Annotated in this window: 24 protein-coding genes; 14 read left to right on the top strand and 10 right to left on the bottom strand. The window is 55.4% G+C overall.

Annotated features, from left to right (window positions below; genetic code table 11):
- The first annotated feature begins 75 nt into the window (after positions 1-75).
- A complete protein-coding gene (locus tag DOLE_RS07700; RefSeq protein ID WP_012174917.1) occupies positions 76-2,217 on the top strand; it encodes a molybdopterin-dependent oxidoreductase in 2,142 nt (713 codons plus the stop codon).
- 197 nt (positions 2,218-2,414) lie between these two features.
- Here the strand turns inward: DOLE_RS07700 and DOLE_RS07695 are convergent, their stop codons facing one another.
- The 5 genes from DOLE_RS07695 to dnaJ form a co-directional block, all read right to left on the bottom strand.
- On the bottom strand, positions 2,415-3,614 hold the full coding sequence (locus DOLE_RS07695) for an oxidoreductase (RefSeq protein WP_012174916.1): 1,200 nt from the start codon (positions 3,612-3,614) through the stop codon (positions 2,415-2,417).
- A gap of 89 nt (positions 3,615-3,703) precedes the next feature.
- Positions 3,704-4,615: a dihydroorotate dehydrogenase gene (locus DOLE_RS07690; RefSeq protein ID WP_012174915.1), complete on the bottom strand. Its 912-nt coding sequence runs from the start codon at positions 4,613-4,615 to the stop codon at positions 3,704-3,706.
- The gene (locus tag DOLE_RS07685; RefSeq protein WP_012174914.1) at positions 4,612-5,535 is read right to left on the bottom strand and encodes an MBL fold metallo-hydrolase; all 924 of its coding nucleotides are present in this window, start codon (positions 5,533-5,535) and stop codon (positions 4,612-4,614) included. The genes DOLE_RS07690 and DOLE_RS07685 overlap by 4 nt, the downstream gene beginning before the upstream one ends.
- The gene (gene queD / locus DOLE_RS07680; protein ID WP_012174913.1) at positions 5,532-5,921 is read right to left on the bottom strand and encodes a 6-carboxytetrahydropterin synthase QueD; all 390 of its coding nucleotides are present in this window, start codon (positions 5,919-5,921) and stop codon (positions 5,532-5,534) included. The genes DOLE_RS07685 and queD overlap by 4 nt, the downstream gene beginning before the upstream one ends.
- 53 nt (positions 5,922-5,974) lie before the next feature.
- Positions 5,975-7,072, bottom strand: coding sequence for a molecular chaperone DnaJ (gene dnaJ / locus DOLE_RS07675; RefSeq protein ID WP_012174912.1), 1,098 nt, complete (start codon positions 7,070-7,072; stop codon positions 5,975-5,977).
- Between the two features lie 127 nt (positions 7,073-7,199).
- On the opposite strand from dnaJ, the gene ubiE reads away from it, so the two are divergent.
- Positions 7,200-7,931, top strand: a complete 732-nt coding sequence (ubiE, locus tag DOLE_RS07670) for a bifunctional demethylmenaquinone methyltransferase/2-methoxy-6-polyprenyl-1,4-benzoquinol methylase UbiE (RefSeq protein ID WP_012174911.1) — start codon at positions 7,200-7,202, stop codon at positions 7,929-7,931.
- Positions 7,932-7,934: 3 nt separating this feature from the next.
- Here the strand turns inward: ubiE and nadB are convergent, their stop codons facing one another.
- Together nadB and DOLE_RS07660 are read right to left on the bottom strand one after the other, a co-directional pair.
- Positions 7,935-9,560 (bottom strand): L-aspartate oxidase, encoded by a 1,626-nt coding sequence (gene nadB, locus DOLE_RS07665; RefSeq protein WP_012174910.1) that lies wholly within the window; start codon positions 9,558-9,560, stop codon positions 7,935-7,937.
- 30 nt (positions 9,561-9,590) lie between these two features.
- A complete protein-coding gene (locus DOLE_RS07660) occupies positions 9,591-10,163 on the bottom strand; it encodes a TIGR04211 family SH3 domain-containing protein (protein ID WP_012174909.1) in 573 nt (190 codons plus the stop codon).
- Between the two features lie 229 nt (positions 10,164-10,392).
- On the opposite strand from DOLE_RS07660, the gene DOLE_RS07655 reads away from it, so the two are divergent.
- The 12 genes from DOLE_RS07655 to DOLE_RS07600 all read left to right on the top strand — a co-directional run bounded on the left by DOLE_RS07655 (position 10,393) and on the right by DOLE_RS07600 (position 21,518).
- Positions 10,393-11,151: an ATP-binding protein gene (locus DOLE_RS07655; protein ID WP_012174908.1), complete on the top strand. Its 759-nt coding sequence runs from the start codon at positions 10,393-10,395 to the stop codon at positions 11,149-11,151.
- Positions 11,152-11,154: 3 nt separating this feature from the next.
- On the top strand, positions 11,155-12,012 hold the full coding sequence (locus tag DOLE_RS17265) for a 50S ribosomal protein L11 methyltransferase (protein WP_012174907.1): 858 nt from the start codon (positions 11,155-11,157) through the stop codon (positions 12,010-12,012).
- 69 nt (positions 12,013-12,081) lie between these two features.
- Positions 12,082-12,921: an MBL fold metallo-hydrolase gene (locus tag DOLE_RS07645; RefSeq protein WP_012174906.1), complete on the top strand. Its 840-nt coding sequence runs from the start codon at positions 12,082-12,084 to the stop codon at positions 12,919-12,921.
- A gap of 27 nt (positions 12,922-12,948) precedes the next feature.
- Positions 12,949-14,562, top strand: coding sequence for an ASKHA domain-containing protein (locus tag DOLE_RS07640; RefSeq protein WP_012174905.1), 1,614 nt, complete (start codon positions 12,949-12,951; stop codon positions 14,560-14,562).
- 46 nt (positions 14,563-14,608) lie between these two features.
- Positions 14,609-15,604 carry an IS110 family transposase gene (locus tag DOLE_RS07635; RefSeq protein WP_012174904.1) on the top strand — a complete coding sequence of 332 codons (996 nt, stop codon included), beginning with the start codon at positions 14,609-14,611 and terminating at the stop codon, positions 15,602-15,604.
- A 488-nt stretch (positions 15,605-16,092) separates the two neighbouring features.
- The gene (locus DOLE_RS07630; protein WP_012174903.1) at positions 16,093-16,806 is read left to right on the top strand and encodes an alpha/beta hydrolase; all 714 of its coding nucleotides are present in this window, start codon (positions 16,093-16,095) and stop codon (positions 16,804-16,806) included.
- Between the two features lie 275 nt (positions 16,807-17,081).
- Positions 17,082-17,690, top strand: coding sequence for a DUF3786 domain-containing protein (locus DOLE_RS07625; protein ID WP_012174902.1), 609 nt, complete (start codon positions 17,082-17,084; stop codon positions 17,688-17,690).
- 16 nt (positions 17,691-17,706) lie between these two features.
- Positions 17,707-18,066: a NifB/NifX family molybdenum-iron cluster-binding protein gene (locus DOLE_RS07620; protein ID WP_012174901.1), complete on the top strand. Its 360-nt coding sequence runs from the start codon at positions 17,707-17,709 to the stop codon at positions 18,064-18,066.
- A 360-nt stretch (positions 18,067-18,426) separates the two neighbouring features.
- The gene (locus DOLE_RS07615; protein ID WP_012174900.1) at positions 18,427-20,184 is read left to right on the top strand and encodes a B12-binding domain-containing radical SAM protein; all 1,758 of its coding nucleotides are present in this window, start codon (positions 18,427-18,429) and stop codon (positions 20,182-20,184) included.
- Between the two features lie 292 nt (positions 20,185-20,476).
- Complete coding sequence (locus DOLE_RS07610; RefSeq protein ID WP_041280435.1) at positions 20,477-20,764, top strand: GIY-YIG nuclease family protein; 288 nt, start codon at positions 20,477-20,479, stop codon at positions 20,762-20,764.
- Between the two features lie 165 nt (positions 20,765-20,929).
- Positions 20,930-21,190: a DUF4160 domain-containing protein gene (locus tag DOLE_RS17930; protein ID WP_012174898.1), complete on the top strand. Its 261-nt coding sequence runs from the start codon at positions 20,930-20,932 to the stop codon at positions 21,188-21,190.
- A gap of 13 nt (positions 21,191-21,203) precedes the next feature.
- Complete coding sequence (locus tag DOLE_RS07600) at positions 21,204-21,518, top strand: DUF2442 domain-containing protein (protein ID WP_012174897.1); 315 nt, start codon at positions 21,204-21,206, stop codon at positions 21,516-21,518.
- Between the two features lie 29 nt (positions 21,519-21,547).
- Here the strand turns inward: DOLE_RS07600 and DOLE_RS07595 are convergent, their stop codons facing one another.
- The 3 genes from DOLE_RS07595 to DOLE_RS07585 all read right to left on the bottom strand — a co-directional run bounded on the left by DOLE_RS07595 (position 21,548) and on the right by DOLE_RS07585 (position 25,177).
- The gene (locus DOLE_RS07595; RefSeq protein WP_012174896.1) at positions 21,548-23,068 is read right to left on the bottom strand and encodes an acetyl-CoA acetyltransferase; all 1,521 of its coding nucleotides are present in this window, start codon (positions 23,066-23,068) and stop codon (positions 21,548-21,550) included.
- Between the two features lie 148 nt (positions 23,069-23,216).
- Positions 23,217-24,032, bottom strand: coding sequence for an SDR family NAD(P)-dependent oxidoreductase (locus DOLE_RS07590; RefSeq protein WP_052294275.1), 816 nt, complete (start codon positions 24,030-24,032; stop codon positions 23,217-23,219).
- Between the two features lie 140 nt (positions 24,033-24,172).
- Complete coding sequence (locus tag DOLE_RS07585; protein ID WP_012174894.1) at positions 24,173-25,177, bottom strand: nitroreductase family protein; 1,005 nt, start codon at positions 25,175-25,177, stop codon at positions 24,173-24,175.
- Positions 25,178-25,209: the final 32 nt, after the last annotated feature.

The raw sequence follows: 25,209 nt of genomic DNA, 5'->3' as shown, positions 1-25,209 counted from the left end.
CAAGAGGAGCGCCGCACCCCATTGACTTGGTTGCAATTACTCTATATTATTATATAAATTAAACCGTGAGGAACGATGCCTGATACAGTAACACGTTTCATAACATGTCCGCTCTGCGAAGCAGAATGCGGGCTGGAAATCATTACCTGCGACAAAGAGATCCAGTCTATTCGTGGTGACCGTCAGAATACCTATTCCAACGGTTTTATCTGCCCCAAAGCCCTCGCCCTTAAAGATCTCTACAATGACCCCGATCGCCTGAAGTACCCGGTCAAGCGAACCGGAAACGAATGGCGGCAAATCAGCTGGAACCAGGCCTTTGATGAAATCGAACAGCAGATAAAAAAAATCCGCGGCCATCACGGCGACAATGCCCTGGCCACTTTCATGGGTAATCCCAATGTTCATTATCATGGCAACATGCTTTATATCGGTATGCTTATAAAAACCCTGAAAACAAAAAATCGATACTCTTCCAGCTCCCTTGATCAGTTACCCCTGATGATGTGCTGTTACCTGATGTTCGGACATCAGCTTATGTTCCCGGTACCGGATATCGACCGGACCGATTTTTTCCTGATTATCGGCGCCAACCCGGCTGTATCCGGTGGCAGCATCATGACAGCCTCCGGCGCTTCCCGGCGAATCAAGGGTATTCAGAAGCGACAGGGTAAGGTGGTGGTGGTGGATCCGGTGTTAACCAGAACGGCCTCCCTGGCGGATCAACACCTGTTCATCCGTCCGGGTACGGATGTCTATTTCCTGGCGGCATTGGTCAACACCGTTTTTGAAGAAGGTTTGGACAGACCGGGCAGGCTGGGCGATTTTTCAGACGGGATCGAGGCGTTTAAAACCGCTGTCCAAAATTTTACACCGGAAAAAGCCGCCGGCATGACCGGTATCAGTGCCGAGGACATCCGCCAACTGGCAAGAGATTTCTGCCGCGCCGACAAAGCGGTTTGCTACGGTCGAATGGGAACCAGCGTACAGGCATACGGCACCCTTTCCACCTGGCTGATACTGGCGTTTAATATCATTACCGGCAAGATGGATCAGCCCGGCGGTTTTATGTTCCCCACACCCGCTCTTGACCTGGTTGACTTTACGGCCCGGGCGAATGAAAAGGGTTATGTGGGCCGGCATCATTCGCGGGTCAGCAAATTGCCGGACTTTGCCGGGGAATTTCCGGCATCGGTTTTGGCCGAAGAAATTCTTACCGAAGGCGACGGCCGGGTCAGGGCACTGCTTACCGTTGCAGGCAATCCGGTTCTTGGCGCGCCCAACGGCCGCATGATGGACAGGGCGTTAGCGCACCTGGACTTCATGGTCGCCATAGACTGGTACATCCATGAGTCCTCCCGACATGCCCATATCATTCTGCCGCCGACCTGCATCCTGGAACACCATAACTTCATGACCATGATCAACCTCGCGGGAGCCCGTAATTATGCCGCTTATTCACAACCGGTGTTCCAGCCGCAGCCGGGCACACGACACAATTGGGAAATTCTTTCCGAGCTGAGCGCGCGATTCGTTTCCAACCCCTTTTTGCGTTTTGCACTCAAACTGGCAAAACCGGAAAGGCTGCTCGGGCTCATGTTGCGCTTCGGCCCGCATGGTTCGGGGTTAAACTTTCTGGGGTCAGGCTTGACGCTGTCAAAAGTCAAACGCGCCGTGCATGGCATTGACCTGGGGCCTTTGGTGCCACGCCTTCCGGATCGGTTGTTTACAAAAAACAAAAGAATCGACCTGGCACCGAAACGCCTGACAGACGAATTGAAAACCATCGAAGATCATCTGGAACAGGTTTCAGTAAAAACATCGGCAGACGGACCGGACCTGTTGTTGATCAGCCGGCGCAACCTGATGTCCAACAACTCCTGGTTTCACAACTACCCTGCCATGAAAAATCGTACAAACCGCTGCACACTTATGATCAATACAAAAGACGCGGAAAACCGATCCATCAAATCCGGTGATACGGTTCGGGTAACATCCAATATCGACAGCATCAACATCGAGGCTGAAGTCACCGATCGCGTCATGCCGGGCGTTGTCAGCATGCCCCATGGTTGGGGTCATGACAGGCCGGGCGTGGCTTTGCGCGTCGCCGCGAAGAACCCCGGTGTCAGCATAAACGATATCACGGATAACAAACGAATTGATTTAAGCGGGACTGCCGCTTTTTCCGGCCTTCCCGTAAGGGTCGAAAAATAATATTAGAGAAGCCTTTGGCTCTTTCCGGGAGCGCCGCACCCCAGTGCGGTTGAAGCCAGGACGTCCCAATCTGCTTATCATATTCTTCAAAGCCAAAAGAGCCAAGAGCAGACTTGACCCCTTTAGACCCCTTTATTAGACCCCTTTACAGCCCGTATCATTGCCCGGAAAAAGTAAGGGCTTCGGCCCCTTCTGTTTTAAAATACACGGTTCCGGTTGCAACGTAACGGCTCCTGCAATGCCAGGCCGCCCAGGCAGTTATTGCAGTTGACGCACACAGGCGGCTTTTCATTACCTTCCTCCCATTGCTTTACGAGCATGGGCTGCGCGATAAATGGACGGCACATGGATATAAAATCCGCTTCACCTTCCGCCACTATTTTTCCCATTCCCTGAAAATTGCGCATCCCGCCGACAAGAATGAGCGGGACATTCCCCATGGAGGCTTTAAGGTAACGGCAGGCCCAAAGATTATAGGCTTCTTCAAAGGCGAATCGCTTTTCCGGAAAGGCATTTTTCAGCACAAGCCTGGCAACCGGTTGTATCGGTAACGGCTTTGTTTTTGCAAATGCCCTGACCGGTACATTGCCGCGGATCTGTTTGAACATGGAAAAGGAAAGTGTTCCGCAGGAGATCTCAACTGCGTCAATGCCCATTTCCACCAGCCGCTTGATATGCCCGGCGACTTCTTCGATGGACAAACCTGGCTTTGGCGTATGGTCGTCCACATTGATTTTCACGATAACCGGATAGTCTGCCCCGACAGCTTCCCGTATCGTCTCATAGACCCTTTTCAGGAAAAGAAATCTTTTTTCCGGGCTGCCGCCCCATTCATCATTTCGCCGATTAAAAAAGGGGGACAGGAATTGGCTTACAAGATAACCATGGGCACCATGAATCTGAATACCGTCAAACCCTGCTTTCCGGGCTCTTTTTGCCGCCTCCCCGAACCCCTTTACGGCTTCGACAATTTCCTGGTGATGCATGGCACGGGGATACACCTGATATATTAAATCCGGCCTGGTGGCAGAAGGTGCCTTGGGGCGTATCCCCCCCACCTCGGTCTGACGCCCGCCATGGACCAGTTGAGCAAATATTGCTGATCCATGCTGGTGTACCGCTTCAGTCACTTCCGAAAGACGGTCAATTGTTTTATCACTGTGAAGGCCAGCTTGCTTGGGATAGCTTCTTCCGCTTATGTCGGTGTATATCATGCCTGTTATGATCAGCCCGGTATGGCCCCGCGCCAGCAATTCATAGATTTTTAGATAAGCCTCGGTTGCAGTGCCGTCTTCATTGGCGACGCCCTCATATGTTGCGGAACGGACAAACCGGTTCTTAATTGTTATGCCACCAATCTTCGCAGGACTGAACAGAATAGAATCATTGGTCTTCATAAGCGTTCCTTTAAATAAAATAAAGGGGTCAAGTCTGCTCTTGACTCATATTCCTTCAAAATTGATTTGTGAGGCGGTTGGTGCAGCCATCATGTCTGCAGCGTACCGATGATGTCGGTCACCGCCGGAATATGGTTGGCGTCCAGAAAAGCATCGATGCCGTCAAGGATTTCCATGGTCACCCCGGGGTTGAGAAAATTGGCAGTGCCCACCTGAACGGCGGTGGCCCCGGCGATAAGAAACTCCAGGGCGTCTTCGGCGGTCATGATGCCGCCCATGCCCACCACCGGCACCTTGACCCTGCGGGCCGTTTCCCACACCATTTTCAGGGCCACGGGCTTGATGGCCGGGCCGGAAAGCCCGCCGAAGATGTTGGCCAGTTTGGGCCGGCGGGTGTGAATGTCAACAGCCATGCCGGCCAGGGTGTTGATCAGGGAGATGGAATCCGCGCCGGCATTTTCAACGCTCTGCGCGATGGCGGTAATGTCGGAGACGTTGGGGGAGAGCTTGACCATCAGGTGTTTGCCGGTTTTCGCCCGCACTGCGCGCACCACTTCGGCGGCACTGGCCGGGTCCACACCAAAGGCCATACCCCCGGCCTTGACATTGGGGCAGGAGATATTGACTTCAAGACCGGCAATGGCGTTCAGGCCATCCAGTCGCTCGGCAAGTCCCGCGTAGTCCTCCACGGTCTGGCCGTAGATGTTGACAAAACAGGGGCACTTCAAGGTCTGTATAAAGGGAAGCTTTTCCGTGATAAAGGCGTCAATGCCCAGGTTTTCCAGGCCGATGGCATTGAGCATGCCGCAGGCGGTCTCCACGATCCGGGGCGGCGGATTACCGGGGGACGGTTTTAGGGAAAGGCCTTTTACCACGATGCCGCCCAGCCGGTTCAGATCCAGCAGGTCCGAGAACTCCCGGCCGTAGCCAAAGGTGCCGGACGCGGTCATCACCGGGTTGGCCAGCGACAGGGAGCCGAGACTCACGCGCAGGTCGCTCACGATTTTCCCCCTTCTTCCAGGGCTGCCTCCCGCCGCTGCACCGCCAGGATCCGGGCCGCCAGGTTGAGCAGGTAGGCCGGTTCCGGCTGCTTGGGCTCGGGCTTGCCGTCATACTCAAAGGCCTTTAGCCGCTGCTTGACCGATTCGATGTCCCCGCCCTCTTCTTTCAGGCACTGTTTTGTGCGCTCGTAGAATGCCTCGGCGCAGGCCATGGCGTTGGGGAAATAGGCGGCGGCATCGTCGCCAGTATACACGTATCCGTGGCCGAAACACAACACATCCACGTCCAGGCAAGAAAGCTTTTGCAGGGAATCCATGTAGATATCGTAGTCCACCAGAAAATCGATAAACACATATCCCGTGGCATCGGGAATGCCCGCGGCCTCGGAGGCAAGCAGGGTGCGGGTGGCTGGAATGTAATAACTCAGGCAGTCCCGTGTGTGGCCCGGTGTTTCATACACCACCACATCCATGCCGTCCGAAAGAGAGATGCGGTCCCCCCCGGCAAGGGGCCGGTCCAGGGCAAAGGGCTCAAACACCGGGGCATGGTCCATGTCCACCCCTTCGGCGGCAATGGTCTGCCGGGCCGCGTCGCTGAGCATACGCATCACGTCAACGGCGCCGGAACGCGCCATAACGCGGTCGATGCCCGGGCTGCCGCAGATTGCCATTTGCGGAAAGGCCTTTTTGAGCCAGGAGACGGCGCCCAGGTGATCGAAATGGGAGTGGGTGATCAGGGCGTAGGCCGGCTGGCGGCCATTCAGGATCTTTTGAATATCATTGACATAGGTGTCGGCCAGGCAGGCAAAACCGGCATCCACCAGGGCCGGCCGGTCCCCGTCCAGCAGGAACACCGGCACCTCGGCGGGCCCCACCACGTGCAGGCCGGGGGCGATGGCTCCGGATCGGCTGACAATCACAGCGGCTGTCCCTGGGCATCGGGAATATAGGTGGCGCAGGAATTCTCCGACTCCCACACCTTGACCCGGGAGATTTTTGCCCGCGTCTCTTTAAGCATGCCGGTCAGTTGATCGGCGATATAAACGGCAATGTGTTCCGAAGAGGGATTACCGTTTTTAAAGTACTCAAGCTCGTTTAAAAAGCGGTGGTCCAGTCCGTCAATCACAGTGGCCACATGGCGCTTGAGTTCGCCAAAGTCAATGAGCAGGCCGGCATGGTCCAACTCGCTGCCGGCCACGCACACCTCCACCTTCCAGTTGTGGCCGTGAAGGTTTTCGCATTTATGGGCCACCATTTTCAACTGGTGGGCCGCGGCAAAGTGGGTGGTGACTGTCAGTTCAAACATATATTCTCCTTGAAAACGGCTTCGTAAAAAGTCCAATTTCTGCGTTGCGCCGGTTACCTGCGCTTGAAAAGATTTTTCAGCTTGTTGCCGATCTTGTCCGACTCCAGCCGTGAAAATTCGGTCAGCAGCTCCTCCTGTTTCTTGTTCAGCCGGGTGGGGGTTTTTATCTCTACCTGGATGATCTGGTCCCCCCGGTTCCCGCTGCGAAGCGAGGCAATGCCCTCGCCCTTGAACCGGAAGATATCACCATACTGGGTGCCCTTGGGAATTTCAAGTTCTCTTTCGCCGGTCAGGGTGGGCACGGAAATAGTGGCACCCAGGGACGCCTGAACAAAGGAGATCTCCATGATGCACACCACGTCGTTGTTGTTGCGCTGAAAAAACTCGTGGGGCCTGACATTGATAAACACGTACAGGTCGCCGGGCCGGCCCCCCGGATCACCGGCCTCCCCTTCTCCGGACAGCCGCAGCCGGGAGCCGGTGTCCACGCCGGCCGGAATCTTCAGGGAAACCGTCTTTCTCACCATCTCCCTGCCATTGCCCCGGCACCTGGCACAGGGCGAGGCGATCATTCGGCCGGTGCCCCGGCATGCCGGGCAGGTGGTTTTGACAACGAAAAAACCCTGGGACCGGGTGGCCTGGCCGGTGCCGCCGCAGTGGCGGCAGGTTTCCGGCTGGGTGCCTTCCGCGCATCCGGTACCCTCACAGGCCGAGCAGGGCTCCAGCTTTTCGAGTTCGATTTCGGTCTGTTTGCCAAAGGCGGCCTCCAGAAAATCGATGGTCAGGTCATAGCGCAGGTCCTCCCCTTTTCGGGGCCCCCGGCGGGACCGCCGGCCTGAGCCAAAGCCGAAAAAATCCTCAAAAATGTCGCCGAAGCTGGAAAAGATGTCATCAAACCCGGCGCCCCGGCCGTTTCCCAGCCCTTCCAGGCCGGCATGGCCGTACTGATCGTAAATCTGGCGTTTTTCCGGATCGCAGAGCACGGCATAAGCCTCAGAGGCCTCTTTGAACTGATCTTCCGCTTCCTTGTTGCCGGGGTTTTTATCGGGATGACATTTTAAGGCGATTTTGCGATACTGCTTTTTCAGTTCTGTTGCAGAAACATCGCGCGCCACACCCAGGATCTCGTAATAATCTCTTTTAACAGCCATAACCTTTGTGCGATCTTTCTCCCTTTCAGGACCGATGCCGTTGTGGTGCTTGTACCGCCCGGGCTATTGTGATAAGCAGCACTGTGTAATTTAACGCTATAAAGTAATACCTGTATCGGTGATGTCAATGAAAAAGACCGGCCCTGTTCAAAATGAGGCACAACACGCATCGGCCATTCAAACCATGTTTGACGCCATTGCCCCCCGGTACGACTTTCTCAACCGTTTCTTAAGCCTGCGGCGGGACGTGTACTGGCGAAAACGAATGATCTCCGCGGTGATGCGGCCCGGTGCATGGGTCCGGACCCTGCTGGATGTGGCCTGCGGCACCGGCGACGTGGCCATTGAGGCGGTGCGGCAAGGTTCCGGCGAATTGTCGGTGTGGGGGGCGGATTTTTCCTGCGCCATGCTGGCGGCGGGCAAAAACAAAGTGGCCCCTTTTAAGGACCAGATTCACCTGGTGGCGGCGGACGCCTTTTTTCTGCCGTTTCGGGACGACAGCTTTGACGCTATCACCATTGCCTTTGGCATTCGCAACATTGCGGACAAGCCGGCCGCGCTGAAGGGCTTTTACCGCCACCTGAGAAAGGGCGGCGTGCTGGCCGTCCTGGAACTCACCACGCCGCAAAAGGGGTTTTTAAAAAGCCTCTATCTTTTCTATTTCAAGCGCATTCTGCCGCTGATCGGCTGGGTGGTGTCGAAAAACATGGGGGCCTACCAGTACCTGCCCGCCTCGGTAATGGGATTCCCCCCCTCGCCTGAGTTTGCAACGATGATGGAACAGGCCGGATTTGCCGATATTGCCTGGCATCCCCTGACCTTCGGCATCGCCACCCTCTATGTGGGGTATAAAAAATAGAGACTACTGGTCTGAATAGGGACGCTTGATCACGGTATCCATGTTCCAGCGGGCATCGTCCTTGAAGTCGTAATCAAGGTTGTAGTGCAGGCCCCGGCTCTCCTTGCGAAGCATGGCGCACTGGATGATCAGCTCCCCCACGGTGGCGATATTACGAAGCTCAATCAGGTTGGAGGTCACGCGGAAATCCCAGTAATACTCCCGAATCTCCGCCTGGATCAGGTCGATACGGTTTCTGGCCCGCTTGAGCCGCTTGTCGGAACGCACAATGCCCACGTAGTTCCACATGAACAGGCGAATCTCGTCCCAGTTGTGCGACACGGTGATGACCTCGGTGCTGTCGGTGGTGCCGGCCTCGTCCCACAGGGGCAGTTCTCCCTCTTTTGTGGCGGGGAAAGCCGCCAGCCGATTGATGGCGTCTTTTGCCGCGCTGTCGGCAAACACCACCGCTTCCAGCAGGGAGTTGCTGGCCAGCCGGTTGGCGCCGTGCAGTCCGGTGCAGGCGGTCTCTCCAACCGCGTAAAGCCGGTCGATATCGGTTTTCCCCGCCATGTCGGTGACCACGCCGCCGCACATGTAGTGGGCCGCCGGCACCACCGGCACCGGCTCTTTGGTCATGTCGATGCCGAACTTCAGGCAGTTGGCGTAAAGATTGGGAAACCGGGTCCGAATAAAATCGGCGTTCTTGTGCGAGATGTCCAGAAACACGCAGTCATCGCCGCTCTGTTTCATCTCCGTGTCAATGGCCCGGGCCACCACGTCCCGGCAGGCCAGGTCTCTGGCCGGATCATACTTTTCCATGAACGCATGGCCCGCGGAATCCACCAGAACGCCGCCTTCTCCGCGCACCGCTTCTGAAATAAGATAGTTCTTGGCCGCCGGGTGATACAGGCAGGTGGGGTGAAACTGCATGAACTCAAGGTTGGCCACGGTGCAGCCGGCCCGGTAGGCCATGGCAATGCCGTCGCCGGTGGCAATGTCCGGGTTGCTGGTATACGCATAGACCTTTCCGGCGCCGCCGGTGGCCAGCAACGTGATACGGGCATGAAAGGTCTTAACGTAATCATTGACCCTGTCCAACACGTAGGCGCCGCAGCAGTAAGTGCTCTGTGTTTTGACCACCGGGCCCCATCTGACCCGGGTGGCATGGGTAATCAGGTCGACGGCGATATGGTCTTCTAACACGGTAATGTTGGGATGCTCGCGCACCAGGGCCACCAAGGCCTGCTCAATCTCCCTGCCGGTCAGGTCGTGGGCATGGACGATCCGGTTGTGGGAGTGACCCCCTTCCCTTCCCAGATCGAGATGTTGGCCGTTATCGGCCATGGTGAAATTGATGCCCAGGTCCACCAGCTCCTGAATAGCGGCCGGCCCGTTTTTCACCACATGTTCCACCACCTCCCGCTTGCAGAGCCCATCCCCGGAAGAGAGGGTGTCCTGAATATGGGCGTCAAACGAATCGATGCCGTCGGTAACAGCGGCAATGCCGCCCTGGGCACGGTTGGTGTTGCTGTCCGCCACCGCCTTTTTGGTGACAATGGTGACACTGCCGGCTTCGGCCGCCTTTAAGGCGAACTTCAGGCCGGCGATGCCGCTGCCGATTACCAGAAAATCGGTTTGATGTTCCATGCTGCTTCCTGTATTGCCCGTGTCAACGGTCTAATAAAGACGACTCCGCTCCCGCCTGGACTGGTAGCCAATGAAAAAGCCCGCCAACAGGACGCCGGCCCCGGCCAGAAACCACTTGATAAACCGGTGGCCCAGGCTGTCACGCAGCAGTCGGTTCTCACGGGTCAGGTTCTCGATCTGCGCCCTGGTTTCATCTGATCCGGCTGCCAGGCGCTCCTGCAGCGATGCGTTTTCTGATGCCAGCCGCGCGTTTTCCGCCTCCAGCCCCGCGCACTGCTCGGAAAGCGCCGCCATGCGGGTTTCCACCTGCTTAAGAACCATGCTGTTGGGCGGGGTGGTGGAAATAAAGCTGGAAAGGATCCATCCCTCCTTGCCGTTGGCGGCCCGAATGAGGGACCACTCGTCGCCGGGCTCCAGCACTTCAATGGCCTGCCCCACGGTAAGCAGGGAAACAATCTTGTTGTCCATGCCCTGGCCGGTTCTCATGGTGATCTTGATGGTGTCTGAAATATAGGCGGGCCCGGGTTGAACCGCTCTGGCATATCCCGGGAACACCACCAGCAGAGACACGACAATTGCCAGAAAAAAATAAGGTGCCTTCACGAAGCCTCCATACGTAAATGATTATGGTCTGGATTTTAAAAACAGGTATACATACCACAAAACGGCTGAATGCAAAACCATATTGTGAGGTTAAATCAGTATTTTCAGATATGATTTCTGCGCATGACACCCCGAAAACGGTTCATGCCACACGGTTCCGCCCTTGCGGAAGCCGCGTGATTATAGTAAGTAAAGAATATATTATTTATAAGAAAGGATTTGTTTCATCATGGCATTTTCAATCGCACTGGCAGGAAAAGGCGGCACCGGAAAGACAACGGTTGCCGGCATGCTGATCAAGTATCTGATGGCCAGGGGAAAAATCCCCATACTGGCCGTGGACGCGGATTCAAACGCCAATCTCAACGAGGTGCTGGGCCTGGACGTGCCCGACACCCTGGGCAACGCGCGGGAAGAGATGAAAAAAGGCCATGTGCCGCCCGGCATGACAAAGGATATTTTCATCTCCATGAAAATGGAAGAGGCCATTGCCGAGGCCGACGGGTTTGACCTGCTGGTCATGGGCCAGCCCGAAGGTACCGGGTGTTACTGCGCGGCCAACACCCTGCTCACCAATTTTCTTGAGAAGCTCACGGACAACTACCCCTATATCGTAATAGACAACGAGGCCGGCATGGAACACATCAGCCGGCTCACCACCAAGGATGTGGACGTGCTGCTGATCGTCACCGACGCTTCCCGCCGGGGGCTTCAGGCGGCCATCCGGATTCACGACCTGGCAAAAAACCTCAATATCGGCGTGGGCAAAAGCGTATTGATCATCAACCAGGCCCGGCAGGAGCCGGCAAAAGAGGTACTGGAGATCATTGAAAAGAGCGGGCTTCCCCTGGCCGGGGTCCTGCCCGCCGACGACCAGGTCTATGAGTTTGACCTAAACGGCCGGCCCACCATTGAGTTGCCGGAAACCAACCCGGCCATTCAAAAGGCCTACGCCGTTTTCGACAGCCTCATGACCGAAGCGGACTGACCCTTGGGCATTGATGCCAGACCGACCGCATCTCCCCGCGACCGGCTCGACCGGCTCCACATCTACTATGTTCTGGGCCGTGCCGATACCCGTGACGCCGGGTTTGATAACCGGTTTATCGGCAACTGGGAAGAGGACGGCACCTCCTTTCTCTTTTTTTCGACCGATACCACGCCGGAGGTGGAGGCTTTTGTACAAAGCCGGCCGGAGCTGACGCTGGTGGACCATTTTGATATGGCCTATGACGAATGGCAGCCCGTGGACCACTTTCCCATTCTGGCCGGCGGGTTTTCCATCCACCCGGCATGGAGCGGCGCAACGCCGGACCCGGCCGGCCGAACCCTTGTACTGGACCCCGGCGTTGTGTTCGGCAGCGGATGCCATGCCACCACCAGCGACTGCCTGGAAGCCCTTGACCTGGCATGGTCCGGTCAGGACCTTCGGCCGAAAACGGTGATTGACCTGGGCACCGGCACGGGCATTCTTTCCGTGGCCGCGGCCATGCTGGGGGCCGAGGCCATCGTCGGGGTGGACATCAATTTTCTGGCCGCCCAGACGGCCCTGCGGAACACGCGACTGAACAGGGTCCAGGACCGGGTGCTCATTGTCAAGGGCGACGCGACAGACTTTGCCGGCGCACCGGCGGATCTGCTGATGGCCAATATCCACTACGACATCATGAAACACATTCTTGCCGGGCCCGGTTTTTTGCGGTGCCGCCGCTTTATTCTGTCCGGCCTGCTCCGAACCCCGGCCCGCATGGTTCTGGACCAGCTTGAAAAAATGCCGGTTTCCATAACAAAACAGTGGAATAGTGATGGAATTTGGTATACATTGCTGGGTAAGGTAATTTCAGGCTGACCCGAACACGCCATCTGCTGTCCGGGAAACAGGCGTTTTTTCCGGCGCCACACAACGAGGGCATGCGCTATGATCGTAAAATCCTGGGGATCGCGCGGTTCCATTCCGGTTTCCGGAAAAGAGTATGTGAAGTACGGAGGAGACACCACCTGCATTGAGATCCGCACCAAGAGCGACGATATTATCATCATCGACGCCGGCACCGGCATCAGGCGGCTGGGGAAAAGCCTGGTAACGGAAAAGCGGTTTGAGTACCACCTGATCTTTACCCACGCCCACTGGGATCACCTCATGGGGCTTCCTTTTTTTAAACCCCTGTACATGCACCAGACCCGCATCACCGCCTACCGGTGTCCCTTTCCCGGAGACTATGCGGAAAAAATGATCTCCCGGGTCATGACCCCGCCCCACTTTCCCATTCGCTACGCAGATCTGAAGGCGGACATCAGTTTTGAAAAGGGCTGCCCCAACGGATTTGAAATCGGTTCGGTGTCCATCACGCCCATCAAACTCAGCCATCCGGGAAGCGGATCGGGCTACAAATTCACCGAAGAAGGAAAAACCTTTGTTTTTCTCACGGACAATGAGCTGGGCTTTATTCACGACGGCGGACTTTCCCAGGAGGCCTATCAGAAATTTTCCGAAGGCGCCGACCTGCTGATCCACGACGCCGAATATATCCCCGAAGAGTATGGCACCCAGATCGACTGGGGCCACTCCGTGTATACCGATGTCATCGACCTGGCCCTGGCCGCCGACGTCAAACAGCTGGGCCTTTTTCACCTGAACCAGGACCGCACCGACAACCAAATGGACGCCATTGTCAAAGACTGTCATCAGATCATCAAAAAATCAGGCAAACCCCTGGATTGTGTCGCGGTGAGCTGCGACATGACCTTTACCATCTGACCCGGCTCCGGCCGACCACCACTGATCATGAACGACGCAAACCAGACATGGGTTGAACAGATTTTTCTGGTTCCGCCCTCCCTGCGGGACAATACCGCGGATGCCGACCGACTGCTGGCCGCGTTGCGAAACCGCCTGGAAACCGACACCATCATTGCTGAAATCGGCCTGCTGCGGGACCTGCCGGACCGCCTGCGGCAGTGGGGCTACCAGGCCCGGTGTATTCTCTTTTCAGACGGAAACGTGTTTTACCTGGTTGACGTGACCGACCCGAAAGGACAACCGCCCTGCGCCGGCCTGGCCGTGGACCTGGGCACCACCCGGGTGGTGACCCGGCTGATCAACCTGGAAACCGGGGCTGTCCTGGCCGAAACCTCTTTTGAAAACCCCCAGACCGCGATCGGCGACGACATTCTCACCCGCATTCATTACGCGGACAGGCCCGGCGGGCTGGACCACCTCCGCGACCTGATCATTGACGGGTTGAACCGCGCCATCGGCGAGTTGTGCCACCAGGCCGGGATCGGTACGACAGATATCTACCTGCTGGCCGTGTCCGGTAACACCACCATGACCCACCTTTTCTTAAAGCTGCCGCCGCGCTGGATCATCCGGGAGCCCTATATTCCGGCAGTCAACACGCCCGGCATCGTCAAGGCCGCTGAACTGGGCATTGACGCCAACCCCAGGGCACGGGTCTTTTTCTTTCCCAGCGTGGGAAGCTACTTCGGCGGAGACCTGATATCCGGCATCCTGTTTGGAAAACTGCACCGGTCCGACGCCACCTCCCTGCTGGTGGACGTGGGTACCAATGCCGAGGTGGTGCTGGGCAACCGCGAATGGCTCATTGCCTGCGCCGGCGCCGCCGGCCCGGCCCTGGAGGGCGGTGTGGCAAAAATCGGGGCCAAGGCCGGGCCCGGCGTAATCGACACCATCGCCATTAATGCCGCCACCGGCGATATAACATTTGATACCATTGAACACTCGGCGCCAAAGGCGATCTGCGGATCGGCCCTCATCGACCTGGTGGCCCATCTTTTTGCAGGCGGCATCCTGGATATTCGAGGAAAACTGGTGCCGGAAAAGGCGCCGGGCAGAATCGAAACCGACGACGGGATCATGGCCTATGTGGTGGTGCCGGCCGGCCAGTCAGCCACGGGTCAGGCGCTTGTGTTTTCCCAGCCGGACATTGACAACATCATCCGGTCCAAGGCCGCCATGTACACCATTCTGGAAACCCTGACCGCATCAGTGGGGCTTGCCCTGTCCGACATCGACACCTTTTGCGTGGCCGGCACATTCGGCTCTTTGATCAACCCCCGGTCGGCCATCACCATCGGCATGCTGCCCGACCTGCCCATCGAACGGTTCAGGGTGCTGGGCAACAGCTCTCTTGAAGGCGCGGCCCTGCTCCTCTCCTCGCGCCACCCGGTCACCGAGATCGCCGCCATCCGGAACCGGATCACCTACCTGGAACTCAACGTGAACCAGGAGTTCATGAACCGGTTCAGCGCGGCCAAGTTTCTGCCCCACACCGACACAACCCTTTTCCCGTCGGTGACTGTTCCTGCTTTCGCTTCGTCATTACCCGATAAAATGAGAAAGATGGTCTCCTTTGAGGCGGCAGCCTCAATATGTTAGTGATAATGCTTTCCACAGACAAACACTAACAAGAAAGGAGACCATGATGGACGATACCATTTACAACCATTACATTGCAATAGACTGGGCAGCCAGCAATATGGCCATTGCGCGAATGACGAAAAAATCAAACAAAATAACTGTGATCGACGTACCATCGGACATTGAGGAATTGAAGCTTTATTTAGACCGGTTAAAGGGGACCAAGGTTCTGACCTTGGAGGAGACGACGACTTCTCAATGGTTGTACACGGAACTGAAGGAGAAGGTGGATAAGATCGTAGTGTGTGATCCTCACAGAAATAAGTTGTTAAACGATGGTCCTAAAAACGACAAAATTGATGCGTCAAAGTTGGTGCAATTATTGAGGGCCGGCCTCCTGAAGGAGATTTTTCATACCAACGATAATTTTTTACTTCTTCGCCGTCTCGTCAGCGGTTATGAAGATTTGGTTAAAGCGGGGGTGCGATTGAAAAATCAGCGGTACTCGTTGCTCAAAGCCTGCGGCAATCAGGAAGTTGTTGGTGAAAATGCTTTTGTGTTGGGCTGTTTAAACCGGCAGATTGGGCTTTATGAGGAAGAAAAGTCCGCTTATGAAAAAGAGTTTTTGCGTCTGGCCAAAAAATACCCGGCGATAAGGCACCAGAAGAGTTTACCGGGGATTGGGGATATTAATGCCGTCAAGGTTGTAGCACGTGTAGTATCGCCATTCCGGTTTGCGGACAAGGGGCACTACTGTAGCTACGCGGGTCTGATCAAGCATGAGAAGATAAGCGGGAAAAAGAGTTATGGTAAACGCACGCCTCGATATTGTCGTCAATTAAAAGATGTGTATAAGACCGGTGTAAGTGCGGCCATTGGCGGGAATAATCCGATTAATGATTATTATGAATATTTGGTAGCTGGGGGCGAACCCGAATATGACGCCCGACACAAAGCCTGTCGCAGGTTAGCGACGTTAAGCTTGGGGGTTTTTAAAAGCGGGGAAAAATATCAGCCTTATAAAAGGAGTCGCCAAACAGATAACGTGACCGTGAAATAACCAGGCCTGTAGACCTCTCTTGAGCCGATGGTTTCATCATACTGGATGATGGTCTGTGCAGGTGAGGGGAAAGAGCTCAAGTCAAGCCGTAAGACATCTGCTTAAGCGGATGATGCTTTGTTTACCCGATTAGCCTCCCCTCTATTCCTGGAATTTATCGTAACCCATTCTCTGCAAGCAGAGATAGAGAGTTCAGATAGGCGGATAAGGAATACTGGATAAAGCAAGACCGGAAAAACCGCGTTACGTTACCTCGGCGAAAAGACGATGGTTTAAAGGCAAGGCGGAGACCGTGAGCAAAAAACGATTTTTGTTAAGGGAGAAGTGTTTTTTGTTGACTCACTTTCTCATAGGCGGCTTGACCGGGTAATCCAGATAAGATTGATTCTACTCCTCATAAAAAATATCGCATCAATCAAGTTGTCTTTAAAAATCGCTGTCCACCAAATAATAAACTGCGAAAAATCGAAACGGAGCCATTTTCACCTATGACCTCTGAACCCCTTGCCTTCATATCTGACGGACTGACCCTGCAGGGCGTACTCCACCTGCCCCACCGCCTGCCCGCCCCTTTTGTGGTGGGATGCCACGGGCTGTTCGCGGACAAGGAGTCCCCCAAGCAGCAGGCCCTGGCCGCGGCCTGCTGTGAAAAGGGACTGGCCTTTTTCCGTTTTGATCACCGGGGATGCGGGAAAAGCCACGGCGATTTTGCCACCGTCACCTCTCTTGAGGCCCGGTGCCGGGACTTGGAAGACGCGTTGCAGGCAGTGGCCGGCCATTCCCAGACCCTTGGCCTTGCCGGCCTTTTCGGGAGCAGCATGGGCGGGGCCGTGGTGCTGGCATCGGCCCGGCAGTGGCCCGGCATCCGCATTGTTACCGTGGCCGCGCCCCTGGAAAGCGAACCCGTGGCTGCCGCGGTGCAGCTGTCTGACAACCCCACGGCCCGCTCCCTGCCCCCCTCTTTCTATGACCGGGCGCTGCGGTTCAACCTGGCCGAAGCCGTTGCCGGCCTTTCAAACGTGCTGCTGTTTCATGGAGAACAGGATGCCGTTGTGCCGATGGCACAGGCCCGGCAAATATGCGACCTGTGCGCCGACCCTAAAAAACTGGTAATATTTGAAGGCGGTGACCACCGCATCAGCACGGAAGCCGATCAGACGGTATTTGTGAAGAAGGCGGCCCACTGGCTGGCCCGGGGGTAGTAGCCCTGCAGCATGACAAAGATCTTTCCCGGACGGTGTGGTTCGAAAATCCGAATCGCGGCCCTTCTGTTTTATGTTTGAAAATAATTGGGTCTTATGGTGTATTAATAAAAACTAGGGTTTGAGCAACCACCTTCCTGAGGTGTGTATCCGCAAAATATACGGAGCCTGCCTTATACAGCCATATAAAACCACAGGATCACAGCAGCACAAAGAAACAGAGGGAAAAGCGCCGGGAGTTATCAAAAACAATATCCTTTTTTAAAAGGCCTTATGTGGATACCAACTATACGCCCCTGATACAACAGAACCTTGCGGTTCTCTACGAAAACCTGCCGGATAACCTGGTCCGCATACTGCCGGCAAAACAGGACGGAGACCGGTTTATTTTCCCGGCTTTTGGAAAAATATGCACCCTTTCGCCGGAAGGGGTGTTCCTGGGAAAAGAGATGCTCCATGATGCCCGGGGCATTATTCTCTCCCTTTACGCGCTTCATGCCGCGGATGAGCCCGCCGACGTCACTGTCTTCAAGGCGTTCAAGGAGTTTGAAAACACCATGCCCTATGCCGGGGCCTTTGCCACCCACACCGAACAGGTGCTGGTGCCCCATGCCGGGGCAATCAAGGCTCGGCTGACAACCATCAAAACCCTGCTAAACGGCGGAAACGCACCGGCCGGCCTGGGCGGAGATTTTTCCTTTGTGGTCAACCCGGTGCCCAAAATTTTTCTCTGTTACCTGATCTACGAGGCCGATGAAGAGTTTCCCGCGGCCGTGACCTGCCTCTACTCGGCCAATGCCGCGAATTTCCTGCCCATCGACGCCCTGGCCGACGTGGGCGAATACACATCCAGGGCCATCATTGATCTGGTGGCCGGGTTGTAAACAGAAAGGAGTCACCATGAAAGTTGCCGTCACATCCAGGGGGACCGATCTGGAAGCGGCCGTGGACCCGCGCTTTGGCCGGGCTGCCTATATCCTGGTTGTAGATTCGGGCACATTTGAATTCGAGGTGATCGACAACGCGGACAACGTCAACGCCTTCAAGGGGGCCGGTATTCAGACCGCCACCACCATCCACGACAGGGGGGCCCAGGCACTTCTCACCGGCTACTGTGGGCCCAATGCCTTCAAGGTGCTGGACGCCGCCGGTGTCAAGGTGGCCAATGACGTGGCCGGCACGGTGCGCGAGGCCGTCACCGCCTTTAAGGAAGGCCGGGTCACCTTTGCCGACAAGGCCAATGCCGAAGGCCAGTGGTAGCCCGGCTTTCAGGCTGAACACAGGCAAGCCCACCTGCGGCGGCCTTGGCCCCTGGCACCCACTGTCGACCGATTCTCTTTACCGGAAGGCACAGGCCCCGCACTTTGACCGTGGTCCCTGCTGCAAACCAGCTTCCTTACCCATCCTTCCTGTTTTTAAAACCCACCACCAACTCCCTGATTGTAAAACTTTTGCAACACCCGAAAGATCGCTTTTGGGCGCAACCGGGAACTGCTATGCTTTAACTGTTCTGAGTTCACCGATCATCCCGGATGGTTCGTCAAATCTCCGGCCCGAGCACTCAACCGCCTCTTTGCGGTATTGAAACAACATTGAAAATGAATAAAGAAGGATAGACTGATGAAACTGCTGCTGACATCTGTTTTCGGCCCCTATGGCGTTGATGACGCATATGGCCGTAAAGAAAACATCATGGAGTTGTTCCATAACCAGGTTACACGGGAACAGGGGGTTTTTTCCCTTCGCATAAACCACCAGAGCGGGGGGCTCCACCTGATGGCCGAGAATGTCCGGATACCGACCATGGTCCTTGATTTTCCGTCCCAAAAACGATTCCGGGATGAGGTTAAAAAAGGATACGACTATATCGGCATCTCCTTTATTGTTCCCAACTTTGCCAAGGCCAAGAAAATGGCGGAGATCATCCGGCACGTCTCCCCGAAAACAAAGATTATTCTGGGGGGCCACGGCACCAGCATCGGCAACATTGAGAAGCTGATTCCCTGTGACCATGTGTGCCGGGGGGACGGGGTAAAATTTCTGCGGCAGCTCTTTCATGAGGATGTCAACGCGCCTGTGGTTCACCCGATGATCTATTCATCGTTTAACAAACACATAGTGGGCGTTCCCCTGCCCCGGGATTCAGGGGTTATCATGACGGGCGTCGGGTGTTCCAATGGATGCCGGTTCTGCTGCACGACGCACTATTTCCAGAAGGTTTACACGCCTTTTTTTAAAACCGGCCGGGAGATATATGACGTCTGCGCGCGAATGGAAAAAGAGCTGGGCATTACCGATTTTTTTGTCATGGATGAAAATTTTCTCAAGTCAGAAGACCGTGCCCGGGAGCTTATTTGCGAACTGGAAAAAAACGGCAAAAATTATACATTCAACATTTTTTCATCCGCTGAAACGGTTACCCGGATGGGGATCGATTTTCTTCTCCGGCTGGGGGTCAATTTTATATGGATGGGCGCGGAATCACAAAAAGAGGTGTATGAGAAAAACAAAGGGATTGACTTTAAAGCCTTGATAAAAGAGCTTCGGGATCACGGCATTTCCGTGCTTGCCTCGGGAATTCTTTTCCTTGAGCACCACGACAAAGAGACCATTCATGAGGATATCAATTTCATCACCGGCCTGGATGCCGACCTTGTCCAGTTCATGCAACTGGGACCGCTGCCGGGCACAGCACTGTATAAGGATTATGAAAAACAGGGCCGGTTGCGGCAGGATATCCCTTACGAGGAGTGGCATGGCCAGCATCAGATATGGTTCACCCATCCCCATTTTTCCGGCGAGGAGTCGGCCACGTATCTGAAAAACGCGTTTATTCGGGATTATCAGCTCAACGGCCCTTCGTTGCTGAGAATCATTGATACCGCCATGCGCGGCGTGATGGCCACGCGCGGTTATAAAACGGGTTTTATGAAACTGCGGCACGAGGAAAAGGTCGCCCGGGCCAAATTCATGTACCCGTTATTGAATGTTCTGTACAGGCACGCGCCCGATGAACATGCCCGGCAACTGGCCGGTGAGGTACGCGAACAGTATGAGGCATTTTTCGGCAAACTGTCCCTGTCGGCACGCCTGCAAAGCAAGGCCCTGCAGGTGATGATACTGTTTGAAAAACTGCGGTCCAGTCTGGTCTTCAATAATATCCGGCAGCCCTACACCATCACCGCCTCCTTTAGAATGACGGCTGAAAAAGCAAAAAAGGAGAGCTGGCGAAAACGCATGCGGCAATGGGTGGAAGCCAGGCGCCAGACGATCCAGTGGGAAATCCCGCTGGTCCCGGTAAACCTGGTGGTCACCGGCATATTGAACGGTGGCATCATCAAGGCAGCCGCGTCATATATGGGGAAAATGTTAAGATAATCCTGCCAACCGTTTTTCTTTACCGTACGGCGCGGGCAAAGCGACAGCCTGCCCGCGCCGTTCCCGCTCCCAAAGCCCGTCCCCTGCCCCCCGCAAAAACAACTTTTCTGCCTTTGTCCATGACGGCGCCGCATGTTGATCATGCGGCCCGGCGCGCAGCCGGCATCATGCTTTTATTTGACATTTTTCCGGAATAAAATTAGGGTCGAAGAAAATGGGGAAGCAAAGGTCTCGCAGGCCGTTTTCGTCACAAAACAGAATCTATGTTATGCGCTTCTAAAAGAGTGCCAATGTGAAACAAATATACATGATAACATATCCAACAGGGAAGATTTACATTGGCAAAGATACCATCGGGAGCCATCGATACTTCGGCAGTCCTGACATGGCCATTATAAATGAGGACTTTCAAAATCTTCCAGAATCAGTGCGAAAAGACTACACTGTGAGAAAGCAGATTCTATGGGAGTCAAAAACTGCTACAGATGAAGAATTATCGGCAAAAGAAGTTGAATTTATCCGTCAGTACCGGTCCAATGATCCAGCAGTTGGATACAATCGTTGGCCCAAAGTGAAATAAAGCGCATAACAAGTGAGTCCGAAACGACAGCCAAGGCAGTCTTTGCTGAACAACCCGGGAGATTGAGCATTAACCATCTGTAAGAAAGTCGGTGAAAGCCCTGGCTCCCTCTGGCTGCTGCCATTGGTCGTATCAAAACTAAGCTGGTTTTAGTTGGAGTTGACTATGCCTGAAATAAGCCGATTTTATGGTATAATAGTAGCCATGTTTTTCGGTGACCACAATCCACCGCATTTCCATGCTCGGTATGGCGACGAAAAAGTGGTCATCGAAATTGAGACCCTGCGTATACTTGAAGGCAATCTTTCGCCCCGTGCGTTGGGTCTTGTAATTGAATGGGCTTCTCAGCATAAGACCGAGTTGCTGCAAAACTGGGAATTAGCGAAAAGCAACCAGGCTCCAAGAAAAATTAAGCCTTTACAATAGAGAGGTAAATATCATGCTGAAAGATGTGATCTCCGCCGTTTACAAAGGCGAATATAAAATTGAAGTGACGTTTGAAGATGGTGTCACAGGAATTGTTGACTTTTCCAGGTACTTAAATCAAGGGGGAGTTTTTGAAAAATTTAAGGATTTGGAATTTTTCAAAAACTTCAATATAAATAAAGAACTCGGGGTGCTTACATGGGGTAATGAAGAAGTGGATATCGCCCCGGAAACACTTTATGCTGAAGCAACACACTCCGCTCTCCCGGACTGGACGAGGCCGCAACATGATTCTCCGGAGGAGCTATCGTTTCAGCCGACCTCATAAAACTCGACGGCTGCAATTGTCTCTCTTCGTCACTCCGGCGTGAAGATGTTGACCTTGTCCGTTGACACCACCCTGCCCGAAACACCGCAGAAACCCTCGGCCGTCATGGCGGCAAACAGGTGGGGATCGGGCGGGGTGTAGGCGGCAAACCGTTTTCCCTCTTCTGTTTTTCCGATGACAATTCCTTTGGTGGGCCCGTTGTGCCGGTCATACACCACGGTATAGGTTTCCACCGTGGCCCGGCCGGACGGGGTGGAATCGATCTGATTTTTGGGCCCCCGGTCCACTTCCTGCTGGCACTGGTGAACATCAGCGGTAACCGCGCTGTTGTCCGCCGCGGGGTGGGTGGAGCAGACCGCTGCCGAGTGCTTGGTCATATAAAAAGAGTTGCCGGTCACAAGGCCGATTTTGCCGGGATGGCGGCGCAGCACATCGGCCATCTGGACCATGGAATGCAGCACATAGTTGTTGCCCGGCCCGCCGAAGTATGGCAGGCCCCCGGTCACGGTCAGGGGCCGGGGATCGTTTTGGGCAATGCCGAGCATGTCCCGGGTGGCCTGAACCGCCACGGGAAAGCAGCTGTAAAGATCAAAAAAATCGATTTGATCGATGGTTGTTTTTGCCTGGGCCAGGGCGGCCCTACCCACGATGTCGATGGCAGGGGAAACGCCGTAGGCTTCGCGCTCCAGCACATGCCAGTGGTCGTGGGCCTCGGTATAGCCGTGCAGGTAAACCCGTTTTGACTTGTCAATGCCCATGCGGTCGGCATGCGCCTCGGAAGTAACGATCAGGGCGGCGGCCTGGTCCACGAAAAGCATGGCGTTCATCCGCTTGGTGTAGGGAAAGGCGATGTAACGGTTGTCACCCGACGCTGTGACAATCTCTTTTGTTGAGAAGGGCGCCTGAAACCAGGCATGGGGATTGTCCGCCGCAACTTCGGAAAAACGGTGCATCAGGTCGGCCATGGCATTCGCGTGATCGGCAATGGTGCGGCCATACCGCTCTCGAAGGGCGTTTTCAAACATGGGATAGACATAGGCGGGAATGGAAAGCCCGTGAATGTGCTCGGTTTCGCAGGCCCCGTCCGCCGGGCCCACCGGAGACAGCGGCGGCAAACAGTCGCGGTTCGACGACAGGCCCCAGCCGAAAAAACGGTTGTTTTTCACCGCCTGCTGCCGTGTGTGCTGGGCCTCGGCCCCGGTGAGAACGGCCAGTTCGGCCCTGCCCTGGGCGATCTGTTCCATGGCATGATGCAGCATGGAATGGGGCACGGTGCCGCCGAACCCGGAAACCCTGCACCGGGCATCGGCCAGCCCGAGCCGGTCGGCCACGCATCCTGCCACATTGACAATGCCGTCGTCGGAGAAAAGCGAAGTGGTCACCAGCAGATCGGTCTTTTCCACGGCCTGGTCCGTGAGGCCGGCGTCTTCCGCCGCGACCCGCACCGATTGCGCCATTAATTCCACCGGGGATCCGGTTTCAACGGGAGTCACCTGTCGGCGGGTCACCTGGCCGGCCCCGACAATCACGGGAACATGCAAAAAAGCCATATTTTCGTATCCTTGTTTCAGGGATTGTTTAAAAATTCACCGCAAAAAAACCGTCAAATCACCATACCAGAAATATCGGGGTTACCGGTAACGCAAATTAAAGGAGCAGCCGACGCCGCTCAACCCGGATATTTCATAAAGAACCGGGTCAGGTGCCTTTTACCATCCACTCTGAAATGGCGTTGATAAAGCGCTTGGGCGTAAACCGGTTAAAAAACAGGAAAAGCGCCCGCAGATGGGGCTCCGGCACATAGACCCGCTTTCCTTTGATAAAGGCCTTCACCCCCTTTTCGGCGATGACCGCCGGGCTGGCCTTGCCGGCAAAGCTGTAGAACCTCAGTTTTTTGGGAAAGCCGCCGCCTTGCAGCAGCGGGGTGTCGGTGTAGCCGGGGTTCAGGGTAGAAACAGTAACGCCGGTGCCTTTCAGCTCTTCATTTACTGCCTCGCTTAAGGCCTGAACAAAGGCCTTGGTGGCGCCGTAAACCGCGTGACGGGGGGTGGGTACAAAAGCCGACACAGAGCAGACATTCAGCACATGCCCTGATCCACGCTGCACCATCTCGGGAATAAACAGTCGCATCAGCGCCATATAGGCCCGCGCGTTGACAGCAACAAGCTGATCCTGATCGGCCAGGGAGAGTTCATGAAACAGACCGAATGCCATGGCAGCGGCATTGTTCACCAGCACATCGACGCGCGGCGAGCAGGCCTTGACCTGGTTGTAAAGGTCTTCCGGCCCCTCAGGGCGAGACAGTTCAGAGCTGACGGTCCATACCTCGACGGAACAGGTTTTCCGCAACGATTCGGCCCACTCCTTTAGAATGAGATCTTCTTTTGTCCCCTCGCGGGACATGAGAATCAGGTTGGCGCCCTCCTTTGCAAAACAGCGGGAAAGCGCCTTGCCGATACCGGAAGCGCCGCCGGTGATAAAAACCGTTTTACCCTTTAAATTGATCATTCCCATTTTTCACCCTCACGCCGTGCCGTTTTTTCGGCCAGGTGGTTTGGTGTTGATGTCAACGGTCCGGCCGTTTCGCCCGGATATTTCACGAGTTGATCTGGCCACGTCTCGCCCGAATATTTCACGAGTTGATTTGGCTGCGTTTAAAGCTTCCAGTCCACCCTGGGCGTGTCGCGCTTCACCGGGCCGTCGATCTTTCCCCTGGCATAGCCCACGGCAATACTGGTCACCGCGACATAAGGTTTTCCAATCCCCAGCTTTTTGCGAAACCCCGCCATCAGGGGCATGGAAAGCGGCTCCATGGGAAGCGACACATAGCAGGTGCCCAGGCCCAGGGAATGGGCCGCCAGCACCATGTTCTGGGCGCAGATGCCGGTATCCAGGTCCGGATTACTGATCCCCCGCTTGTCCTTGAGAATCAGGATCACCGCCGGCGCGTCGAAGTAGATGGCACCGTCCGTGTGGTCCGCTTTTTCCATGGCCGTGATGGGCCGGGGATCCATCTTGTTGATCGAAAACCAGCTGATGACACTGAACACGATCTTCTTGATCGTGGACCGTTTGCCGTCCTTTGCCATGTAGAGGTTCTTGAGCAGCCGCAGAGAGCCCATGGCCCGGCGCTCGAACTCCTTGATGATCTTCTGGTTGGTGATCACGATAAACCGGTAGGGCTGGCAGTTGCCCGCCGACGGGGCAAACCGTCCCGCCTCCAGAATGCGGGCCAGCAGTTCCCGGGGCACGGGCTTGTCCTTGAAGAGCCGGTTGGAGCGGCGGGTATAAATGGCCTTTTCCACCTCGGTGAGTTCCGGTTCAATGGTCTCATAGGGCTGTTCTTCGGCGCCCAGGGGATGGGGGGCCGCCATTTTCCCCTCCAGCAGCACCTTATACCGGCCCGAGGGAATCACAAAGCTGCCGGTCATGGTGATAGCGCCGGTTGGGCAGACGGCAATGCAGTTGCCGCAGTTGATGCAGGCCTGGGAGAATCCGCCGTAGCCCACGGGCTCGGGCACCTGGCCTTTTTCCCAACGGTATCCGTAGGTGGGGCAGGTTTCGAAACACCGGCCGCACTTGCTGCATTTTTCGGCATCAATGGTCCGGACGGGAAAATTCATATCCGGCAGATAGGCCTGTTTTAATGACTCAAACATGATGCTCTCCTTTTTCGCCCTGCGGGGCACTG

Origin of the sequence: Desulfosudis oleivorans Hxd3 (assembly GCF_000018405.1) — a bacterium.
GTDB classification, from domain to species: domain Bacteria; phylum Desulfobacterota; class Desulfobacteria; order Desulfobacterales; family Desulfosudaceae; genus Desulfosudis; species Desulfosudis oleivorans.
Note: the sequence above shows the minus strand (reverse complement) of the source record. Positions and strands in the feature narration are given on the sequence as shown.